The sequence below is a fragment of the Cryobacterium gelidum genome (assembly GCF_004403985.1).
Classification (GTDB): domain Bacteria; phylum Actinomycetota; class Actinomycetes; order Actinomycetales; family Microbacteriaceae; genus Cryobacterium; species Cryobacterium gelidum.
In genome coordinates, this window is record NZ_SOHL01000015.1 from 19,436 (window position 1) to 38,763 (window position 19,328).

Here is a 19,328-nt window from a genome sequence, read left to right on the forward strand (position 1 = left end):
GTTGAGCTCGTACCCGCGGTGGACGACCCTGTGTGGTTTCGATCAAACCTTCGCTTCGAAGAGTTGCCAGAGCCTGCCGAATCGGACCGCGCGAGACCCCAAACCGGGACTGCAGGTCCGATTCGGAGGGTAGGTCATCGCCGACCGCAAGCGAACCGGATTCAATCTGTCCACGTAGCTGTGCGGCAATACGGCCATGTTTTGCGAAAAGAGCGATGGAGTCTGCCGTCATTCGATCAGTATATACAAGTGGGTTGGGGTCCAGCCGCCTATGTCCCCGATTTCATCAAGTGTTTTGCAAGTGAACTGCAAATGAACAGTTCTTGGCCATTTTCCATTTCTCCTACTTGTATGCCCAAGTTGTGGTGTGCTTTCTTCATGAGCAACGAAATGGCAGCAAGCGGCACCACTCAATCCCTGACCGGCGCCGTCTACGACCTAGTAATTGTCGGCGCAGGTATTGTCGGCTTGGCGCATGCGTGGCATGCGGTCAAGGCCGGTTTGCGAGTACACATCGTCGAGAGAGACGGATTCGCCGTCGGAGCATCGATTCGCAACTTCGGCCACATCGGCACCACGGCACAGTCCGGGCGCGCCCTGGAATTCGCGCTCGCTGCACGCGAGGATTGGTTGCAGGTTGCGCAAGCCGCCGGGACCCCGGTAACCCAAGCGGGCACCGTGGTGATTGCGCGCACTGTTGCGGAGCTTGCTGTGCTCGAGGAATTTCGGGAAGAGCGCGGCGATCAGGCGGTATTGCTAACTGCCGACGAGACCGCGCAGCTCCTTGGATTCGACGCGCCCGGCGCCGTCGGAGGAGCTCATCTCGCCCTCGACCTGCGGGTGGATCCGCCCCACGCCATTCCGGCGCTTGCTTCGTACCTGCAGACGCTCGGCGTCACGTTCAGTTACGCCACCAACGTTGGCTCGATTCAGGAGGGGATACTTCAGACCTCCCGCGGTCCCATGCGGGCTGCTGCCATCGTGATTGCGGTTGGGCACGACCTCGATCGACTATTCCCGCAGTTGGCTGCCAGGTGGCAGATTGACCGGTGCAGGTTGCGGATGCTCGAAATCGACACTCCGCGTGGTATCCGGATCGGCCCCGCCATCCTCACGGGCCTGGGGCTGCTCCGCTACGACGGCCTTGCTGCGCAGCCGAGCGCCGCGGCGGTGCGGTCGGACTTCGAGCGGCTGCGACCGCAACTACTCGAGCAGCAGGTCAACCTGATGTTTACCCAGCGTCCGGATGGTCGACTCATTGTTGGCGATACCCACCACCTCTCGGCAACCGAGACGCCGTTCGAAGACGAGGCGAGCGACGAACTGCTGCTTGAAGAGACGCGACACCTGTTCGGGGTCGACAGCGTGACCGTGCGGCGACGTTGGCGAGGAGTGTACGCGGCCGGTCGCAGTGACGTCTTCGTGCAGGAGCAGCCGATCCCGGGTGTCTGGGTGGCGACCGTGGCGAGTGGCATTGGCATGACCACGGCCTTCGGCTTCGCCGCCAACACCATTTCCCAACTCATCAGCACACCGCTGCAGCAGCCGATTGACGCAGCCAGATTGCCCAGCCGACCGTGAACCTCGCTCGATACCCAACGAACAAGAACGGGAACCCCACCATGATTCGTCGAATGCTTACCATCGCGACCGCTTCGGCGCTTGTGCTCATAACGGCGGGCTGCAGCTCACCGTCAGGCGTGGCCAGCGGAACGGATGCCGATTGGACCACTCCGCCAGACGCTTCGAAGATCGCCGAGCAGGCTGGTGCCATCACCACTTACGGCCTTCCCGACTCGTGGGCCAATTATGGAGAGCTCCTCGCCACGTTCTGCGAGCAGCACGGCGCGGACTGCACGCACGCTGACACCGATATGGCCTCGAGCGAGGCCATCCAACGCTACAACGCGGAGAAAGGCAATCCGGTCGGATTCTTCAACGACATTGGCGGGCTCTGGGGGCCGGTCGCTGAAGATATCGGCGTGACATCGGGCTACCTGCCGAAGTTGGTCAGTGAGCTGGAACCTGGTCAGTATGCCGAGACTGGCGGCTGGGTCAACAGTTTCACTGGCGTAATGGGCTACCTCGTCAACCCCGCCGTAGCCCCGGTTCCAAAGACTTGGGATGACCTGCTCAGCGACGACTATGCGGGTGGCAAGATCGCGTCCAGCGCTCTCATGGGACCTAACGGCGGTTCTGAGCAGGCGGCGATCCTCTCGATCGCTCTTGCCCGCGGCGGTGATGTCGGAAACCTCGACGCCGCATGGGACTACCTCAGCGAGCTCTACGCCACAGACAACATCTCGTCCGCCCCATCGAGCCTCGACTCGCTCATCCGCGGTGAGTACGCCATCTATCTGCAATACGACTTCAATGCCATCGCGGCAATCGAGGAAGCCGCCGCGCAGGGGGTGGAACTCGTCTACGTTGTGCCGGAGGATGGCTCCATCTACATGCCATCGTCGTTGCTCGCCAACGGCTACAACACCGAGCACATGGACTTCATCAAGGGCTTCATGGATTTCATGATCAGCGATGAAGGTCAGTTGCTGTTCGCCGACTTCGGCGCACGTCCGATTCGGTACGTCAATGGCGACCTCGAGATTCCGGAGGAACGCAAGTCACGCTGGCTGCCGGACGAGATGTTCACGAACACCCAGGTAATCGACCTGGGTGACATCGATCCCGAGGTCCTGATCAGTGAGTACAACAAGAAGGCCAAGGCCTAGTGAGCCTAACGCGCTCCAGGAACGCCGATAGCGGTCGGGCCCCTGCCCGGCCGCTATCGGCGGAGTCCCTCCGTGCGGGCCGGCGTTCGCGAGTTGTCGCGGCCCTGCCGGCGATTCCCCTCATCCTGTTTGGGATCGCGTGCCTCGTACTCCCCCTGCTCGCGCTCGTAAAGAGCTCGCTGGAACTGCGCGCTGGCGGGATCGGATTCGACAACTTCGTTGCCGTGCTCAGCTCCAGCGTCGACCGGCAGGCGATCCTCGGGTCGCTTCAGTTCGCCGCCATACAGGCGCTGTTGTGCGCTGTCATTGGCACCCCGCTCGCACTAGCCATGCTCCGGCTCGGGCAGCGTGGACGGCGTTGGTGGCTGCCGCTCATGAATGTCGCCAGCAGTTTCGGCGGACCAGGCCTGGCCTTTGCCTTTCTACTCCTTATCGGCACCAGCGGGGCAATCACCATGCTGTGGGCGCAGCTTTTCGGCGGCAATCCGTTCCCATCGCTCGGTTCGATGTTCGGCCTGAACCTCCTCTCCCTCTACATTCACCTGCCCCTGTACGTCATTCTCTCTATGCCGTCCTTTGGGATGCTCCGTGCCGAGTGGTGGGAAGCCGCGCAGGTGTCACGGTCATCGCGCTTTCGCTATTGGCGACGTGTCGGTTTCCCGGTGATCGCGCCGTTCATCGCGGCCCATACCCTGCAGATCTTTACCTGGTCCATGGGGTCCTACGCCTTGCCCTACGTCGTCACCGCATCACCCCAATCCGTGGCACTGATCACAGTGGAAATCGGACGCGACCTGCAAAGTGCCGTGTTCGGCTTGGAGCGGGCGGCAACGTTCGCCGTTCTTTTAATGGTGCTGGCAATTGGAACTATGTGGCTTTACCGCACCATCCAGAAGCAAGGAGCGAAAATCCTATGAGCCGCGCGATGACTGAAACGGGCAAGTCGCAGCGCATTCTGCTCGGAGCTGTGGCCGTCTTCTTCGGTCTGCCCCTCGTCGTTCTCCTGCTCTTTAGCCTTGCAGACGGATGGGTGGGCACGATCCTGCCGACCGACTTTACCCTCGCCAGGTGGATCACGTCCCTGTCGAGTACGGAAGTGCTCGCGGCGGCGGGCCGCTCGTTGCTCCTCACCGTCTGTGTTGTGGTCATCGACCTGGTGCTCGTCATTCCGGCTGCCTACGTGGCGGTCGTCACCTCTCCGCGGGTTCGCCCCATCATCCATGCACTCGCCGTCGTGCCGTTCGCCCTGCCGTGGCTTGTCATTGCTGCCGGAATGCAATTCACCACCGCGGAAATCGCGCCAAACCTCTTCGGCAGTTTCGGGTTGCTCACCGCCACGATCGCAGCGGCCACCTTCCCCTACCTGTATTGGGCGGTCGAGAATGCATTACTAACCAATCGCGCGAAGGAACTCTCGGAGGCGGCAGCGGTGAACGGGGCCGGCGCACTCCAGACCACAGTTCGCGTGATCATCCCGTCGATCAGAACGGGCATCATGTCAGGAACTCTGCTGGTGGCAGCCTCCGCATTTGGCGAATTCGCCATCACGATGACGCTCGCGGGCGCAGCCTACGAGACCCTGCCACTCTGGGCTCTGCGCATGTTCTCTGGCCGCAACCCGGGGGCTGGAGGAGAACTGGCCGCCATCACGTTCACGACGTTCATTGCGATGTTCGTGCTGTCGCTGCTGATCACTCGCATCGACACGCCACGATCAATCACTAATGCGGCCGGGGCATTCGACCTCGTGCCCGCAACGAAAGGAAAGTAGCTGTGGGAACAGTTTCACTTGATCACGTGACAAAGTCGTATGCCGGCAACGTCGTATTGAATGACGTATCGCTCAACATCGAAGACGGGGAATTCGTGTCGCTGCTCGGCCCTTCCGGCTGCGGCAAGACCACCCTGCTGCGGGCGGTCGCCGGGCTGCACGGCATCGAGAGTGGTCGCATCCTCATCGATGGCGCCGATGTGACGGCACTAACCCCTCAACAACGCCCAATTGGAATGGTCTTCCAGCAGTACTCCCTGTTTCCCAATATGAGTGTGCGACAGAATATTGCCTTTCCTCTCACCGTCATGCGTATTCCGCGCGCGCAGATCGAGTCCCGAGTTGACGAGATGGTCGAACTTATCGACCTCAAGAAGCATGAGCACAAGCGGCCGAATCAGCTGTCGGGCGGCCAGCAGCAGCGTGTCGCGCTCGCCCGTGCGCTTGCCCCGCAACCTCGGGTACTGCTGCTCGACGAACCTCTGAGTGCCCTCGACGCACTCGTGCGCACCCGGCTTCGCGACCAATTGCGGGCCATCCAGCGCGCGGTCGGGATCACGACCATTTTCGTGACTCATGACCAGTCGGAGGCACTCGCCATTTCGGACAAGGTTGTGCTGATGCGGCAGGGCGAGATCGAGCAAGTCGACACGCCAGAGGGGATTTACTTGAAGCCGCGCACGAAGCATGCAGCGAAGTTCATCGGCTCGCGCTCGGTCGTGAAGGTCGAGGCGAACGCGGGACTGCTCGAATGGCACGGACTATTTGAGATCGATTCGCCAGTGGTGGATGGCACCAGGGTAGAGTGCACTTTTCGCAGTGAGGACGTCTTCGTCCAGTTGCCGGGGAAAGACGCAAGCGGGGTGGCGGCGCGCGTCGACGTGATGATCTTCCTCGGGGCGACGAGCACGCTTCAGCTGACGCTCTGCGGGCAAGCGGACTCACTCGAAGTTCGCCAGGTCGTGGCACAGGTGCCCGCGAAGGTAGCACGCAGACTCGTTGAGGGTGACACGGTTATCGTTCTGGTGAGACCTGAGGACATCACAGTTTTCGTGGACGGCACTCTAATGGACAGGGCGGCGCCACTTCTGGCGGTCAGCCGTGTCTGAGACGCCGACACAATCTCCTCACAGGCTGCTCCTCGTTGGCATCGACGGTGTGCGGCTCGACATGCTTACGCGCATTCCCACTCCGGCTCTCGATCGCGTCATTGCGAGCGGTTTCCTTGCCACGCCGCTGGTGGACCCACGCAACATCACGGTCTCCGGACCAATGTGGGCCACCGTCTTGAGTGGCCTATGGAGCGACGAACACGGTGTGGTGTGCAATGAGAGGCCGCCCGGCGACGGCATCCATGCGCCAGATTTCCTGTCGCGCATCCTCCGGCGGCGGCCCACCTCGGAGCTCTTCGCCGCTGTGTCCTGGGCTCCTCTGGCGAGCCGGGTCGGATGCGGCCCACTCGTTAATCCTGAAACGGTCGAATGTTTCGTGGCCGAGTGCGGCCCTGAGACGGTCGAAGATTACATCCGTGCGGATGCGGCGGTCGCGGAATATTCCGTCCGTCGCCTCGCCGACGAGCCAGTCCGCGCCGCGTTCGTCTACTTTGGTGAGGCCGACGAGGCCTGCCATGAGTTCGGGGTGGGCGGTGAGTATGAGACTGCGATCCGTCGCTGCGATGCACATCTCGGCAAGCTCCTCAATGCCATTGACGCACGACTGGACAGCGACGAGTGGATTGTGATTGTCACGACTGACCATGGCCATGTCGATGCAGGCGGGCACGGCGGCGACAGCCTCGTCGAGCGGCAGGTCTGGATCGCGTGTTCGGAGCCAAATTTGGAGTACGAGCTGCGCGATTCCGCAGAGATCGCGTCCGTCTCAGTTCGGGTCACCACCGGTTCTCGGGCAGCTTTGCCAACGTGGTAATCGGCTGTGGTCTGCTCCAACAGTTCTCGCCTGACGTCAAGTGTCCCGTCCCAGATGGTGCGCCGACCCTCATCAACCTCGTCGGGCGTGAAGTGCTGCGCCGTGGCGGAGGCGTGCTCTATGCACGGTGGCGAACGTGTCGGCACCCCAAAAGGTACCGCGTCGCTCAGGATACTGTGCTGAAGTATTCTGGTTAAGGCGTCGTGCATAGGGTCGCAGGCCAGCTTCGTTGGGTGCTTGATCCAGTGCCATGCGCACCGATCACAGGTCGGCCGGAAATAAGCCTCGATCCACCGGCCGACCTGTAGAGGGCGGCGGATCGCGGCTTAGTCACATCCGCACCGTGGCGATCGTCGCTTTCCCATTGGCCCTGATGACGATCCTCACCGGCATGCTGCGCCGCGGGGGTCTATGGGTCGACGGACCGCAATGGGATGGTCATCCTCGTAAGGTGGAGCCCTCTCGCCGATATCCTCGCCGCGTGCGTCATCGTTATCCTGACCTACGTGGTGATCGGGATCGTAGCCGCTGTCGCATTTTTGGCCTCAGTACCGCTGGGACTGATTATCATGGGCTCCGCGGTGCTGTGGCTAGTCGCAGGTGCGGTCATCTTCGCGAGTGGGACCCGGACGTTAAGCCCCATTTGTAAGACGACGCCAAAAGGCTTCGGGCGATGGCACATCACTACGCTTGCGCAGCGGCCGGGCACCCGACTTGGTGCCCTGCTCTTAACAAGACGGCTAATAGCAGCAGCCCCGCCCGGTCACGTTCTGGCGGCTTCCGCTGGCAACGGCGAAATCAGTCCACCCACGTTCGGGCGCGATATTGCCGAAGAAGATCTCGCACTCGGTGCCCTTGATCGGTCGCGGAACCGGAACATTGCGCTTCCCCGCCATCTACGGGCGATCAACGCGGACAGGGACGGCAGGCAGCTCGAGGGGCTCGACAGGTCTCTATTACCGTTATGCGAAGCTGATTTACTGGCAGCTGTCGCAGTTCAGTTCGTCCATCGAGTCAACCGGGCACGATCAAACTCCGCCGCCGCCGCCGCCGATTCGAGTCCAGGCCGCGTCGCCCTCGGCTCGGCGAGACGCCCGATACGAACTCACATGCGCATCGCCGCCGGCGCGGACAAGGTCATCACGCGAGGTCCTCCGTGTCCGGCGCCAATGGATCCCACCCCAGACGAGGACCACCGCGACGACCAGGAACGTGACTGCCAACACAATCAAGTAGTCCATGGCGCAATCGTAAGTGCCCCACCTGCCAGCGCACAAGGGGCTGGGGTTTCATCCCCCTCGCGGCCGAGCCCGTGAGGGGTCGGCCCTGCGGTTAGGGCGTGGCGGTTGATGTGGCGGTTACGTCGTCTTGGTCGCCTTCCCAGAAGTGGCCTAGTCCGGCGTCGATCATGCTGCGAATCAGCGCGGCTGCGTTGATGCCGTGTGCAGCTCGGTCGGGAAAAGACAGTGTGATGGTGATGCTCTGGGTAGGGGCAGCGTGGTCGACGTCGCCGTTCTGCGCGTCGGTGGCGTACTGGTAATAACGTCCTCGTTGCCAACTCTCCGGAAGAGCGCGGCGACCCTCGCGAACGAGATCGAGTAGAGCCATTTATGCCGATCATGGTCAGACACGACCCAGATCGTCGCTGGTCCATGCTCCGATTGAGGATAGAACTCGAGAACGAAGGAGTGAATGAACAAGCTGACCAGCTCCTGAACGGTTAACTCGGTCTGGCGCTTCGAATCCATGTCGTAGTACTCCCAGTACGCCCACCGGTCATAGATCCCGGGAACACGACCCGTCAGAGGATGCATCCCGAAGGACAGTCGTTCGCGTGGCAGCAGTGACGACGTTTTCGCGGACTCGATCAGGCGCCGGATGGTGAACATGCCGACCATGAGGTCACGCTCGACGAGGAACCCAGTCCTTGTTGTCCACCGCTTCAGTTCAGCCCGTCGTTCCAGCGCGATAGCTACCTTAAGCAGCTCTTCTCGCCACGGCACGGAATCTGAGATCACGCTCGAAGTCTGGCATACTGACCTCCTTCGCGAGGACTACGAACGCGCCCCCGCTATCCCAGACGTGAGGCGCATTACTTCAGCCCGCAATCGGTCGTTTCTGGGCGTCGCGGCCGGGCCAGCGTCCAAGGCATCGGACCCCTTGCGGAATCACCTGCTTCCAGGATCAGGAACACCAGTCGCCGTGGCTCATACGGTGACCGGTCAGTCGTTTTCGTCCACTGGCATCTTTCCGACCACCCGGCGCCACTCAGCGTCCCGCTGAGCTTGCTCAGTCGCCATCGTCTGAAGGAACTGCTCTGTTTTCTTCTCCGAGAAGCCGGCAACCTCTATTTCAAACTCGCCGCGCTTGAGGATGACTCGCTTGCCATTGTGCCGTTGCACGAACGTCTTGATCATCAATGAGATGGCCACCAGCCCTCCGCCCGCACCGAGAAACTTCACGGCCTCGATTGCCAGGTCTGTACCCGCGGAGAACTCCATGATGGTGCCGTGTTCGATGCCGTTGTCATCGAGGAGGGACAGAATCTCGTCCCTATACTCCGGTGGGAAGCGAAGGTTGAACATACCGTCACCGGAGTGACCAAGAGTAACGAGGAGTGGGATCGATTCGGCATCGGCTGTCATCTTGAAAGTTTGACACTACGACGTCGGAAATTTTGGAAGTCAGGGAAATAGCCGTGGTGAGGCTGGCCGTGCGCATGGCTGGATCGCCATCGGCCGGTCGAACTTCCCGCTAACTGCACTGCCCCTCGTGAGCATCCTCCGGACTTCCGTCACAGTTGAGGCCCACGAGTAGGTTCACACCGATGCCAGCATCTCCCGCCATGCTTCGTCGACCTGATCCGTGAGATCGATACCGTGCCGGCGAGCCTGGCCGACACGGATCGCGATTCCATTGGTGTGCTCGCGGTGGACTCCGAATTCCTGAACCTCAGCAGCAGTCCACTCAAAGGCGCCCTGCACCCGATCATTCAGAGTGTCGATGAGCACGAAAATGCACGCGTCGAATCCAAATGAGCGGATCACGGAAAAGACAGCCGACGGGCTCGTCTCAGGACGAATGTTACGAACCTTGACCTGGATGCGTCGGCCGTCTGATGCGATCAGATCGTAGGCCTTCTCAGAATTCGGTGCCAGCACACCTCCGTACACAATCCCTGCCGCATACTCCGCCAGGTCACCGACGGGAGCGTTGTTCGTCCGAACAAGACCGCGCTTGCGCAGTTCCTCGAGTATTGAGGCATATGTGCCAAGCAGCTGTCCGACGGTCCAGCCCTCCCCGATGAAGGCCGGTCGCGATTCTGCCTCGACGGCCCCTGCGTTGCCGAAGTGTTTGCGGACGAGGTCAGCCTGATCGGGGGTCAGGCTCCAACGCTGCCACCGTTCTACCTCTGAGCGGATTCCGTTTGCGCGAAGCCACCCACGCACCTGACGCGGATCCACTCTGAGGTCCTCGGCGAGAGCTGTGGGCGTAATCGTGTCGTCATCGAGCAGCATGGCGTCGAGCCTAGCGAACTGTAGCGGCGCCGAACGTTGTCAGAAGTCGTGCTCAGTGGGTATCTAACTGACCGAAACGATGGGTTCTGGGATCAGAATAGGGCCGAGCGCGCCCACCTGAGACTGCCGTCGAACCCCGCATCTATTCCGCAGATTCAGCGACAACCAACGAAAACAGATGACAGCAAAAAGCACCCTTGATCAAGGAAGATCGAAGATGCCGGTAGTCCGCAGAAACCCCTGATAGAGCCATACTCTTAATCGAAAGGTAACCGGATCGGCGCCGGTCGCGGTTACCACCCCATTCACTTGAAACGCTGGGAGTGACCCAAGGTAGCTTCTCCTGACTCCGGCACGTCCTGCCTGGAACCTCGCTGGTGCGCCCTGCTAGATTCTCAGTCGTCGTTGGTCGGCGTCGAACCGTGAACATTCGCGAATCCGGACCGGTCTCGGTCCAGGTTTCGACAAACTCCACCAGATGAATTCATAGCGTCAGATCTCCGCGCGTCGGCTGGCATGACTAGCGTCGAATTCGATGAATTCGCAGGCACCCTCACCTAGAGGCGGTGCGCCCTGACCGAGGGCGTGCAGTCCAAGATTTCTGCGAGCCGGGCGTCATCGTCGCTGTCACCAAGGAGCAGGGGCACGAATCGGGTCAGGGTGGCGAAGCCGCTGGACTGATCTGGGTACACGCCGAGCGACACGAGGTGTGTGCTCCCGTTCGAGGTGGTCAGCTCCACGCAGGGGTAGTGCTCTTCGGGCGCGATTCCCTCTCGCACAGCGTCTGCGAAGGTGTTGCTGTCGAGCTGTTCCTCGATCGAGACGACCTGGTCGAGGTTAATCCAGACGTCGTCGGCGCCGATGATCGGCCGGGAGCGGTCGTGTCCGTAGGTGGTGACGGCAAGTTTGAGAAAACGCATGATGGCCCTTTCGCGACGGGTAGGCCTTGACGCTAATTCGCGGGAAGCGGCGGCCGCCGGCGATCAGGGCGATCTGTGGATAAGGTCGCGCTGTGCGGGGAGTGTGAGGGGGATGTTCCCCCTCACCGGGTGAGACCGCCGCCTGGCGGCGGCCTCACCGGGCGTTAGTGGCTGGTGTTGTCGAGGGCGGCGAGGGCGATTTCTAGTGCACGGTCGTAGCTGATTCCTGCGGGTCGGACTGAGCCGGGCACGAATCGTTGCGACTTGGGCAGTCGAAGGGTCCCTGCGTATCCGTCGGGCGCGTCCTGCAGGGGCCCATAGCCGGGGTGCAGGAGCAGCCACTGACTGAAGGGCTGGTCGGCGTCGTTGAGGACGGCGGCTCGAAACTTGGCGGTGGGATTCTGGCACAGGGCCCAGAAGCGGTCGGCTTGGCCTCGGGCCGTGAGGCGTTCGCTCACCGGGCGGCGCGTCACCCCGGGGGTCGGCATCCGCTTCATGGTTGCGGCGTGCACGTAGGGGCGTAGGCGGGAATCGACGCGTGCAGGAATGTCGTTCAGGGCTGCTTCGGCGGCGCGTTCAGCTCGTCGTGCGGCGCGGTGCGCGGCGCTATCGTCTGCGTGGATTCGGGCCCATTCGGTGGCTTCGATGACGCAGCAAATGAGGTTCCAGTCGTAGCTGTAGAACCGGAGGAGGGCGTCTCGGTCGCGCTGAGTTCTGGGGCTGTCGGTGGTCGTGTATCGGGCGAAGAATGCGTTGGCTGCTTTACGGTCGGCTGCTATGTCATCGCTGGTGCGTTCGGGACGGGTGGTGATGGGGAACTGGGGCATGATTCTCTCCGCTCAACTGATTTTTTTGCCTGGCTGGCAAGAGAATCGATAGAGAGCGGGAGTGCCGAAGTGCACGGCTGGTCGGGGGAAATAAGGGAGCCTGCGACCGCGCCCGAGCAGGTGGGCACGTAGGCACGGAAGCGAACTACGATGACCGGCCAGACAGACAAAAAAACGAAAAAGACGGCCGCGCAGCGGTCCGAGCACCCGCAGGGTCTCCCCGGTGCTTACGGGGTTGCGTCTGGTGTTAGCCGGTGTCGCCGAGGTGCGACCGCTGATTCACGAGGTTGAGCACGCCGAGGTTGACGAGCTCCCGCGCCGAGCGGTGCTCACCCTGCTGGTCGCTCTCTGCGGCGCGCTCCTGGTCGCTTCACCGCCAGACGCGTGGCCCTGTTGCCGCGGGCCTCGTCGATCGGCCCGCGGGGTTAGTGGCCGATTTTGGCGATGAGGTCGGGGCGGAAGCCGGCCCAGTGGTTGTGGTCGTCGATGACGACGATGGGAGCGCTGCTGTATCCGAGTTCGTCTTGCACGTAGGTGAGGGCGGCGGGTGTTTCGGTGAGGTCGACGACGGTGTAGCTGATGCCCTGCTTGTCGAGGTTGAGTTTGGTCATCCTGCAGGGCTGGCAGTTCGGTTTCGTGTAGACAATGATGCCGACTGTTTCGTTCATCGCGGGGCTCCTTTCACTCACACTGTCGGAGTGGTGCTGTTCGGTAGCGGAGGTTCGCTGTGCCCGGGAGGAAGCGACCACAAGTGCGGGACCGGATGGTGGGGCCAGTGGGTGAGGAAATAAGCGACCGGAGGGAACGCCGAGCCCAGTTGTTCCACCGGTCGGCACTTCGTGCGCACGTTGGTCAGCGCCCGCCCGGGCCAGCAGGCTCCTCGAACGAAGAGACACCGCCCCTGACGCGAGTAGAGCTGCGCGGTTAGCCAACGGTCATCGGATCAGCCGTGAACGCGACGTCGAGATGCAGGTGATTGCAGGTGTCGTCGAACGGGGTGAAGTGCAACAGCGCCAAGTTGATGCCGGCCTCCCGCCGGCAGTCTGCCTGCCCGATCCGTGCCCCGGGCGGCATGATTGGGTCGAGGAGTCCGATTAGGCGGAGGGACTGGCCGTCGGCGCCGGTGAGGCTGCGGCCGCCGAGGGAATAGAAGTCGACGGCTCCGCCTCCGCCGTTGATCCAGTGTGAGGACTGGGTGCCGGCGCCGAGGAGTTGCCCGGTGCATTTGCGGTTGATGTCGCTGACGCCGACCTGGTGAAACTGGTTGACGGCCAGGACCATCACCTGCAGGATGCGGGTGTCGATCCCGCAGTCCGGGACAGTTTGCCCGGTGGCGATCCACCGGATCTCCTTCAGGTGGTCCGGGACGAGGCCGCGCAGCTGCCCGTTGTCGGCGGCGGTGACGAGCTGCTGCGCCAGCCCGACCGCATCCCCTCCACCGACACCACAGGCGCCGCCGGCACTGGCGGTGAGCGCGGTGACGACGTCGGTCGCCGGCGCGAAGAACGGTGCGTAGTGTTCCGGGTCGGCGTTGATTTGCACGGCGGATGCTGCCGCCGACGGCGTCATTGTCTCCCACCCCGATAGCGCCACTAGGCGTTGGAAGAACAGCCGTGCCGCGGTGGCGGGGTCCATCCGCTCCGCGAGGGATCCCCAGGTGGCCCGTTGTTGGAACAGGCCGCGGCTGTCGGGCCCGGCGGTGTTGCCGTGGTCGAGGTTGACCAGGCTCGACTCCCCAATCGCCGTCATCACCCCGAGAGTTTGCGCCTGCGCAGTGAGGCCGAGCTGGGCGGCGGCGTTGATGATGTCGGCGGCGTTGGCGAGCTGGTCGCCGCTATACCCGACGACAGCCGCGTGCTCGGAGGCATCCGCTCTGTTGACGGCGGTCAGGCCGCAGGTGGTGCCGGTGCCGGAGGAGAGGGCGACGGTGCCGCCGACGGTCAGGAGCAGGCCGGTGAGGCTGGCGGCGAGGAGTTTGACCAGGCCCATGATGTTAGAAGATGGTGCCGACGGATAGGCCCTCGTCGGTGTTGGTCAGCTGCCGCTCCCACTCGGAGCGGATGTGCTCCACGTGCGTTTCCGGGTGCGACCCGAACTTGAAGATGTAGTGCCCATCTGCCAGCGTCTCGATGGTGCGCGCCGTCTCCGGTGCGAAGCCGAACGTTTGCTGGCACCAGAGGGCGTCTTCGGGGCGGGACTGCCGGTAGACGACCACGGTTTGTGCTTCCTGGATGATTGCCATGCCGGGTGAGTCCTTGGGGATGTCGGTGCCTTTGTGCATGACGAACACGTTCGAGATACCTAGGCCCCGGGAGAGTTTTTGGTTGGCTTTGATCAGCTGCGCCGACGGCCCGCCGATCATGTGCCAACCCTCTTCATAAACGACGGTCGTCGCGGAGGTGCGTTCGCTGCGCAGCCGGCCCAGCATCCACATGTTCCCAATCGCCATGATTACCGGTACCGCCGGGCCGTCATCGGGCAGCTGGGAAATATCAAACGATGTCAGCTTGCCGCTCAGGTCCACCGCTGCGGACGTTTCGCCGTCGAGGAGGCCCGCGTATTCGTCGAGCAGCCCGTTCAACGTCCACTTCACGGATAGGCCGGCCTTGTGCAGGTCGTCGCGGGCGGTGACCGACAGGGTGCGGTAGTCGTCATCGTCGACGACCAGGCCAAGGTTCGGCAGCACGTCGGCGAGCACCGGCACCCGCCCGTGGGCCTGGCCGACGGTGCGGCGCAGCGCCGCACGGAGGGCCTCCTCTTCCCATTCATTGAGGGGCTGATCGCCGCGGGCGATGCGAGTGACGATGTTCAGCAGCCGTGTCTGTCCTTTGACGCCGGTGCCGCGGGCGATCATCGGATCGAGCAGGTTCAAGGTGGTGCCGGTGCCGTCCGTGGTGAACCGGATCGGTTCAAACCCGTAATGCCGCACCACGTTGGAGTACTCGCCCTCCCCGTTCTGATCCTTCTTGTCAAACACCACCCCACGCCGCCCCTGCAGCAGGAGCGGGCGGACGACGTAGTTGCATTTAGTGTGCGAGCTTTTGCCCGCGCCGACGTCGCCCATCACGATCACGTTCGGACTCGACACCTCCCGCGGCTCAGAGTTGTAGGCCGTGACGGGGTCGTGGGAGATCGTCGTCCGCGACAACACGTCCCGCCCGTTCACGACACCGCGGGTGCCGGTCGGCGGCCCGATCAGTGCGGTGTTGAGGATCTCCGCTTGCCGCGTCGTCGTGGGTGCGCCAGCCAGCACCGGAGCGTAGAAGCCGCGACGCGCGGCCGCCGCTTGCGTGCGCAACGCCGTGCCCGGCAGCGCCCACGGCACAATCTCTGCCGCACCGTGGCTACCAGCCGTGTCGATCCCCCCGGCCTCGTCAGCGGGAATCTCAGCGGGCGGCGCAAAGCGGCGCAGCACCGGCAGCGCCCACAATCTCGAGCGGGATACGCTGGTGTCGTTGGGTGTGGTCATGTGAGGGCCTCCTTGTCGGATTTGCCGGCCAGGCGGCTGTAGACGCGGGCGGAGAACGACGGCGCCGACGCGACCAGGCCGCGTCCAATCGGCCACGTCGTGCCCGACGCGGCGGCCTGATACGAATCGAGCCAGTCCAGACTTTCAATGCCCAGGCCAGTGGAGCAGGTCTCCTCGAGCTGCCGCGACGCCCGCGCCAGCTCTTCCCGGGAGCGGACGGAGATGGTCACGAACCCGATCCAGACGGCGCCGTGGTGCTGCGACCCGGACACGAGATCTTGCCGGCGACGTCGGGCGGCCGTCATGTGCACGTCGGTATCGTCCGTGTCCAGCTGCCCGGCCTCCCTGCGGGAGAGGGCTTCGGCGGTGTCACGGACCAGGTCTTGCCGAGCGGCGACTTTCGCCTCCGACGCCGGAACCAGGTGAAGGTGAAAGCTGACTGACCGGATGAACTGGATGTCCTTCCCGATCAGCAGATCCAACACCCACAGCTGCGTGCGGGCCGCGGTCGCGAGCGCTTCGGCGCGGATCGCGGCAGTGCGATGCCACCACCGCACCGGCAGGCCGGTGAGCGGGTCGATGCTGTCAACGATGTGCGCGGAGAACTCCTCCTCGGCGGGTTCGCCGACCCGGTTCGGGTGCACGTCAGCGACGAAGTCGATCGGCCGCGACGGATTTTGCTGATGCCGCAGTACCGCCGCCACCTGCCGCGCCGTCAGCACCTCCACCCGGCCGATTTTTGACTCCGTCAAACCACGTTTGGTTGAGGCGATTTCCTGCCGCATCAACGCCCGCCATCCATCTCGGCCGTCGCCGTATTTGCGAGCGGCGTCGAAGAATACGGGGGTGAGGGGCCAGTTCACGGTGACGAAGTGGCGTTGCACCATCGCGTCATTCCCAGTCAGCCGCAGTACCTCCTCGTAGGAGGCGACCGCGTCGACCGGCGCCGCCGGGTCGAGGTTGTTGAGCACCCAGAATTCTTGCAACGCGGTATCGGCCGGCAGCACCCGGGTGGTGATCTGCACGTCTTGGACGAGGACGGAGGGGACGGCGCGGGCGGCGAGGAACGCGCCCCAGCCGTGGGCGGCGCGCGCCATGACGCTGGCCGATTCGATCCCCCGGAGCTGACCACTGACGGTGAACGTTACAGACAGGTAGCTTTGCTCCCCGACCGGGGCGTGCCAGGCGATGCCGGGCTCGCCCCTGCCGTATTGCAGCCAGCCGAGCCCGTCCGACCCGTCCGGATTGGCCCGCATCGCCACCACCGCCTTGGCCGCCTCCACGGCAGTCTCCCGGGCTACCATGTCCTTGGTGGTGCGGGCGTCGGTGAGGGCTTGCTGGAGCTGGTCCCACGCGCCGACCTCGTAGGGCACGAACCGGGTCGTGCCGGCCCGGGTGCGCTTTTTCCACCGGGCTCGCTTGCGCCGCCGGTCGACGATTGACCCGCGGTGTGTTTTCGCTGTGACGAGAAACGTCACCCCGCAACTGACTGCTGCCGCTGCGAGGGCGGGCCAGCCGATCAGTGGGGTGAACACCATCCCGAACACGAGCGACCCCGCGAGGAAGATAATGCGGGCGCGGGAGTGCGTGCCGCCGAAGAAGGAGCGGTGCCCGCTCTCCCCGCCTAGATAGCGGATGACCGTACGATTGCGTAGGTCCGTCATCATGGGTGATCTCCTCCCAGGGTTGGGGTGTCATCCATTGACTCCGTCGCCTGCTCTCCGGCGGTCTGGACCATGTCCATGCCTTTCCCGACGGCCTCGATGCTCTTGTGCGCGGCGGCGATCCCCGCCGCCGCGATCAGCGTCGGGACGCCGACGACCGCGCCCGCGCCGGTCGCTGATTCCGCCGTCCCAGCGGCGGCGAGCCCGGTCTCAGCCGCGGCCGCGCCTGCGCCGGCTCCGGCAGCCGCACTGGCGCCCGCGGCTCCCGCGGTGGCGGTCGCTGCCCGGCTGGCACCGAGCGTCACGCCATCACCGGCTGCACCGGTGCCGGCTGGCGCAGCGGCGCGGTTGCCGATGACCTCCGACAGGCTCCCCGGAGCTGTCGAGGATTCCGAGACGCGCTCGGTCGTGGAATCCGTGGACTCCTTTGTCGTTGTCGAGGTGGCCCGTTCTGCGGTGGAGGGTTGGCCGTAGCGTTCGGTGGCTTCGGTCATGTTCTGGGCGCCGATGTGCTTCCCGACGTCCACGGACGGACCGGTGGTGCCGCCGAAAGCCATGGGAATGATCGGCGCGAACTTCATCAGTAGCAGCGGCGAGAGCGCGGCCATCAGCAGACCGATGATGGCCACCATCAGCGACACCATCGATTGCAGACCGAAGTTGTTGCCAAACGCGCTGATCTGATTTGCCGTCATCGAAAAGGCCAGGCCCAGCAACAGGAACAGCAGCGGGTGAGCCGCGAGAATCCCAATCCAGAGCGCGGCGATCTTCAAGCCGAAGGAGCGCTTGTTCTTATCGATGATCCACACCAGCCCGAGCGGTAGCAGTACCCCGGTGAAGTAAAGCGTCACCAGCTGCACCAACAACATGAGCAGCACCAGGAAGAGTGCAAGGATCATGCAGATCATCAGGATGACGCCCATGACGATTCCGCCGGTGATGCCGACTGGGTCGGCCTGCTCAATCATGGAGCTGAACTGCACGGTGACGGTCGTCGCCGTGCCAGTCAGGCCGGCGGCGACGAAGACGTCCGTCAGGGAGTGGAAGAAGTTGATCAGCATGATCCCGAACATTGGGCCGAACATGGCCCCGACTAGAAATGTTCCAAAGTACAGTCCGACAGACTCGACCAGGTCGCGGCCCGCTTGGGCGCCGCGCGCCGTTCGCACGGCCTGCGGGATCAGCAGCAGCACGGCGACGAAGATCGCCGTAGCAAAGCTAATCTTGTAGGCGCTGATGAACCAGTCCGCCGTCAGATCCGGAAGCGTCGCACTGGTCAACGCCGGCATGATGTCCCGACTCATCCCCTCCGCCGTATCGCGGAGCATCTTGAAGGTATTTCCCCACGGGTCCGACCAATACGACACCACACCCGCTGCACCATTGATGGCATTACCGATGCCGCCCACGAGATCCCCGAAAAATCCTGGGTCATCGCCGGGCTTGGTCGCCATGCCCAGCATTGTCAGCACCCGCTCGTAAAGGGTGCACCGATGGAGAACAAGTCCTCTGTCGTGCGAGTCCCTTCAGACTTCGCAAATTTCCACTCGCCGTTTTCCCAGCGGACGGTCACGGTAATTGATCCTTTCAACGTCGGGCTCATGGCCCCCTGTTGGACGAGCCCCGTGCCGATCGTGGCGACGACTTCATCGTTCGACGCCGATTCGATGTGCCACACGCCGGGAATGGTCGACAGATAGTATTCCGTCGTGTCCGGCACGAGCCCGCCCGAGACGTTGGGATTGTTTGCAAAAAACTTTCGCAAATCCTTGGTCGGAATATCTGCAGCGAGAGCGCTAGTCGCGACAGTGTCTGCATCGTCCGACGACGGGTAGGGGTACTGGTGTAGCCACCGTACGAAGGCCGCGGCGTACTCCACTGCCCCTGTGCTTGTGTGCGGTGCAGCTTGTTGCGCAGCGAGGACCATGGCTGCGTCTCGCGTTTCACCGCCGAGGCATCCGGTCGGCTCCGTGTCGACCGGTGCGGTGCTCGGCGACGGCGTGCTGCTCGCTCTCGGCGTTGTCGGCTCGGGTGTGGGTGTGACAGTGCCAGCTTGGCTGCCGAAGTAGACGGCGCCGGCGATGATGAGTGCGCCGATGAGGATGGCGGTGCTAACGATCCAGGGCCAGGTGCGGCGGGTGGGTGGTGCGGTCGCGTGCACGAGCGCTCCTATCCGAAGACGGCGAGGATGGCGCCGACGATCACGGCGAGGGCGGCGAGCACCCCGAGGGAGATACCAGCCCACATGGCTTGGTTGCGGGCGGTTTTGTATTCGTTGGGGTTGCCACCGCTGGAGGCGCTGGCCATTTTGATGATGCCGATGATTAGGAACACGATCGCCAGGATGATGCCGATCCCCCATACCCCGGCGAGGAGCTTCTGCCAGAGCAGGGTGAATTCCGCCCCGAAGATGGTGAAGTCCGGCAGGATGCCGTCGAGCGGATTGTCGATCGTTCGCACCACGGTGCCCACGAGGGTCTGCAGGGATTCTGTGAGCATGACGG

18 protein-coding genes and 1 pseudogene are annotated in these 19,328 nt (G+C 63.3%); 6 read left to right on the forward strand and 13 right to left on the reverse strand.

Translation table 11 applies throughout. The annotated features are described in order from the left end of the window. Nucleotides 1–28 precede the first annotated feature (28 nt). Nucleotides 29–232, reverse strand: a pseudogene (locus E3T50_RS16610) (winged helix-turn-helix domain-containing protein); the annotation flags it as partial. Nucleotides 233–378: 146 nt separating this feature from the next. Here E3T50_RS16610 and E3T50_RS08550 point away from each other — a divergent pair. From E3T50_RS08550 to E3T50_RS08575, 6 genes are read left to right on the forward strand one after another with little or no spacing between them, the layout of a single operon-like run. Continuing rightward, on the forward strand, nt 379–1,581 hold the full coding sequence (locus E3T50_RS08550; RefSeq protein WP_198416606.1) for a TIGR03364 family FAD-dependent oxidoreductase: 1,203 nt from the start codon (nt 379–381) through the stop codon (nt 1,579–1,581). A gap of 53 nt (nt 1,582–1,634) precedes the next feature. Next, nucleotides 1,635–2,729 (forward strand): extracellular solute-binding protein, encoded by a 1,095-nt coding sequence (locus E3T50_RS08555; protein ID WP_166784250.1) that lies wholly within the window; start codon nt 1,635–1,637, stop codon nt 2,727–2,729. Continuing rightward, a complete protein-coding gene (locus tag E3T50_RS08560) occupies nt 2,729–3,646 on the forward strand; it encodes an ABC transporter permease subunit (protein ID WP_134551464.1) in 918 nt (305 codons plus the stop codon). The genes E3T50_RS08555 and E3T50_RS08560 overlap by 1 nt, the downstream gene beginning before the upstream one ends. A gap of 8 nt (nt 3,647–3,654) precedes the next feature. Then, nucleotides 3,655–4,500 (forward strand): ABC transporter permease, encoded by an 846-nt coding sequence (locus E3T50_RS08565; RefSeq protein ID WP_166784251.1) that lies wholly within the window; start codon nt 3,655–3,657, stop codon nt 4,498–4,500. A gap of 2 nt (nt 4,501–4,502) precedes the next feature. After that, nucleotides 4,503–5,609: an ABC transporter ATP-binding protein gene (locus tag E3T50_RS16615; RefSeq protein WP_134551466.1), complete on the forward strand. Its 1,107-nt coding sequence runs from the start codon at nt 4,503–4,505 to the stop codon at nt 5,607–5,609. Then, on the forward strand, nt 5,602–6,426 hold the full coding sequence (locus tag E3T50_RS08575) for an alkaline phosphatase family protein (RefSeq protein WP_134551467.1): 825 nt from the start codon (nt 5,602–5,604) through the stop codon (nt 6,424–6,426). The genes E3T50_RS16615 and E3T50_RS08575 overlap by 8 nt, the downstream gene beginning before the upstream one ends. A 1,332-nt stretch (nt 6,427–7,758) precedes the next feature. Here E3T50_RS08575 and E3T50_RS08580 read toward each other — a convergent pair. The 12 genes from E3T50_RS08580 to E3T50_RS08640 form a co-directional block, all read right to left on the reverse strand. Further along, the gene (locus tag E3T50_RS08580; RefSeq protein ID WP_134551468.1) at nt 7,759–8,034 is read right to left on the reverse strand and encodes a hypothetical protein; all 276 of its coding nucleotides are present in this window, start codon (nt 8,032–8,034) and stop codon (nt 7,759–7,761) included. Nucleotides 8,035–8,648: 614 nt separating this feature from the next. Beyond that, entirely contained in the window at nt 8,649–9,071 is a 423-nt protein-coding gene (locus E3T50_RS08585; RefSeq protein ID WP_134551469.1) for a hypothetical protein, read from the reverse strand. Between the two features lie 174 nt (nt 9,072–9,245). Then, on the reverse strand, nt 9,246–9,944 hold the full coding sequence (locus tag E3T50_RS08590; protein ID WP_198416605.1) for a DUF6998 domain-containing protein: 699 nt from the start codon (nt 9,942–9,944) through the stop codon (nt 9,246–9,248). A gap of 557 nt (nt 9,945–10,501) precedes the next feature. Then, on the reverse strand, nt 10,502–10,864 hold the full coding sequence (locus tag E3T50_RS08595; protein ID WP_134551470.1) for a hypothetical protein: 363 nt from the start codon (nt 10,862–10,864) through the stop codon (nt 10,502–10,504). 164 nt (nt 10,865–11,028) lie between these two features. Continuing rightward, nucleotides 11,029–11,691 (reverse strand): hypothetical protein, encoded by a 663-nt coding sequence (locus tag E3T50_RS08600; protein ID WP_134551471.1) that lies wholly within the window; start codon nt 11,689–11,691, stop codon nt 11,029–11,031. A 425-nt stretch (nt 11,692–12,116) separates the two neighbouring features. Then, nucleotides 12,117–12,359 (reverse strand): glutaredoxin family protein, encoded by a 243-nt coding sequence (locus tag E3T50_RS08605; protein WP_134551472.1) that lies wholly within the window; start codon nt 12,357–12,359, stop codon nt 12,117–12,119. Nucleotides 12,360–12,615: 256 nt separating this feature from the next. Next, nucleotides 12,616–13,680 (reverse strand): hypothetical protein, encoded by a 1,065-nt coding sequence (locus tag E3T50_RS08610; RefSeq protein WP_166784252.1) that lies wholly within the window; start codon nt 13,678–13,680, stop codon nt 12,616–12,618. 4 nt (nt 13,681–13,684) lie between these two features. Then, nucleotides 13,685–15,160 (reverse strand): ATP/GTP-binding protein, encoded by a 1,476-nt coding sequence (locus E3T50_RS08620; RefSeq protein ID WP_134551474.1) that lies wholly within the window; start codon nt 15,158–15,160, stop codon nt 13,685–13,687. Next, a complete protein-coding gene (locus E3T50_RS08625) occupies nt 15,157–16,827 on the reverse strand; it encodes a hypothetical protein (protein WP_134551475.1) in 1,671 nt (556 codons plus the stop codon). The genes E3T50_RS08620 and E3T50_RS08625 overlap by 4 nt, the downstream gene beginning before the upstream one ends. Beyond that, nucleotides 16,824–18,278 (reverse strand): hypothetical protein, encoded by a 1,455-nt coding sequence (locus tag E3T50_RS08630; protein ID WP_134551476.1) that lies wholly within the window; start codon nt 18,276–18,278, stop codon nt 16,824–16,826. The genes E3T50_RS08625 and E3T50_RS08630 overlap by 4 nt, the downstream gene beginning before the upstream one ends. An 11-nt stretch (nt 18,279–18,289) precedes the next feature. Continuing rightward, nucleotides 18,290–18,985, reverse strand: a complete 696-nt coding sequence (locus E3T50_RS08635; protein WP_134551477.1) for a hypothetical protein — start codon at nt 18,983–18,985, stop codon at nt 18,290–18,292. Between the two features lie 8 nt (nt 18,986–18,993). Continuing rightward, nucleotides 18,994–19,323, reverse strand: coding sequence for a pilin (locus tag E3T50_RS08640; RefSeq protein ID WP_233200523.1), 330 nt, complete (start codon nt 19,321–19,323; stop codon nt 18,994–18,996). Nucleotides 19,324–19,328: the final 5 nt, after the last annotated feature.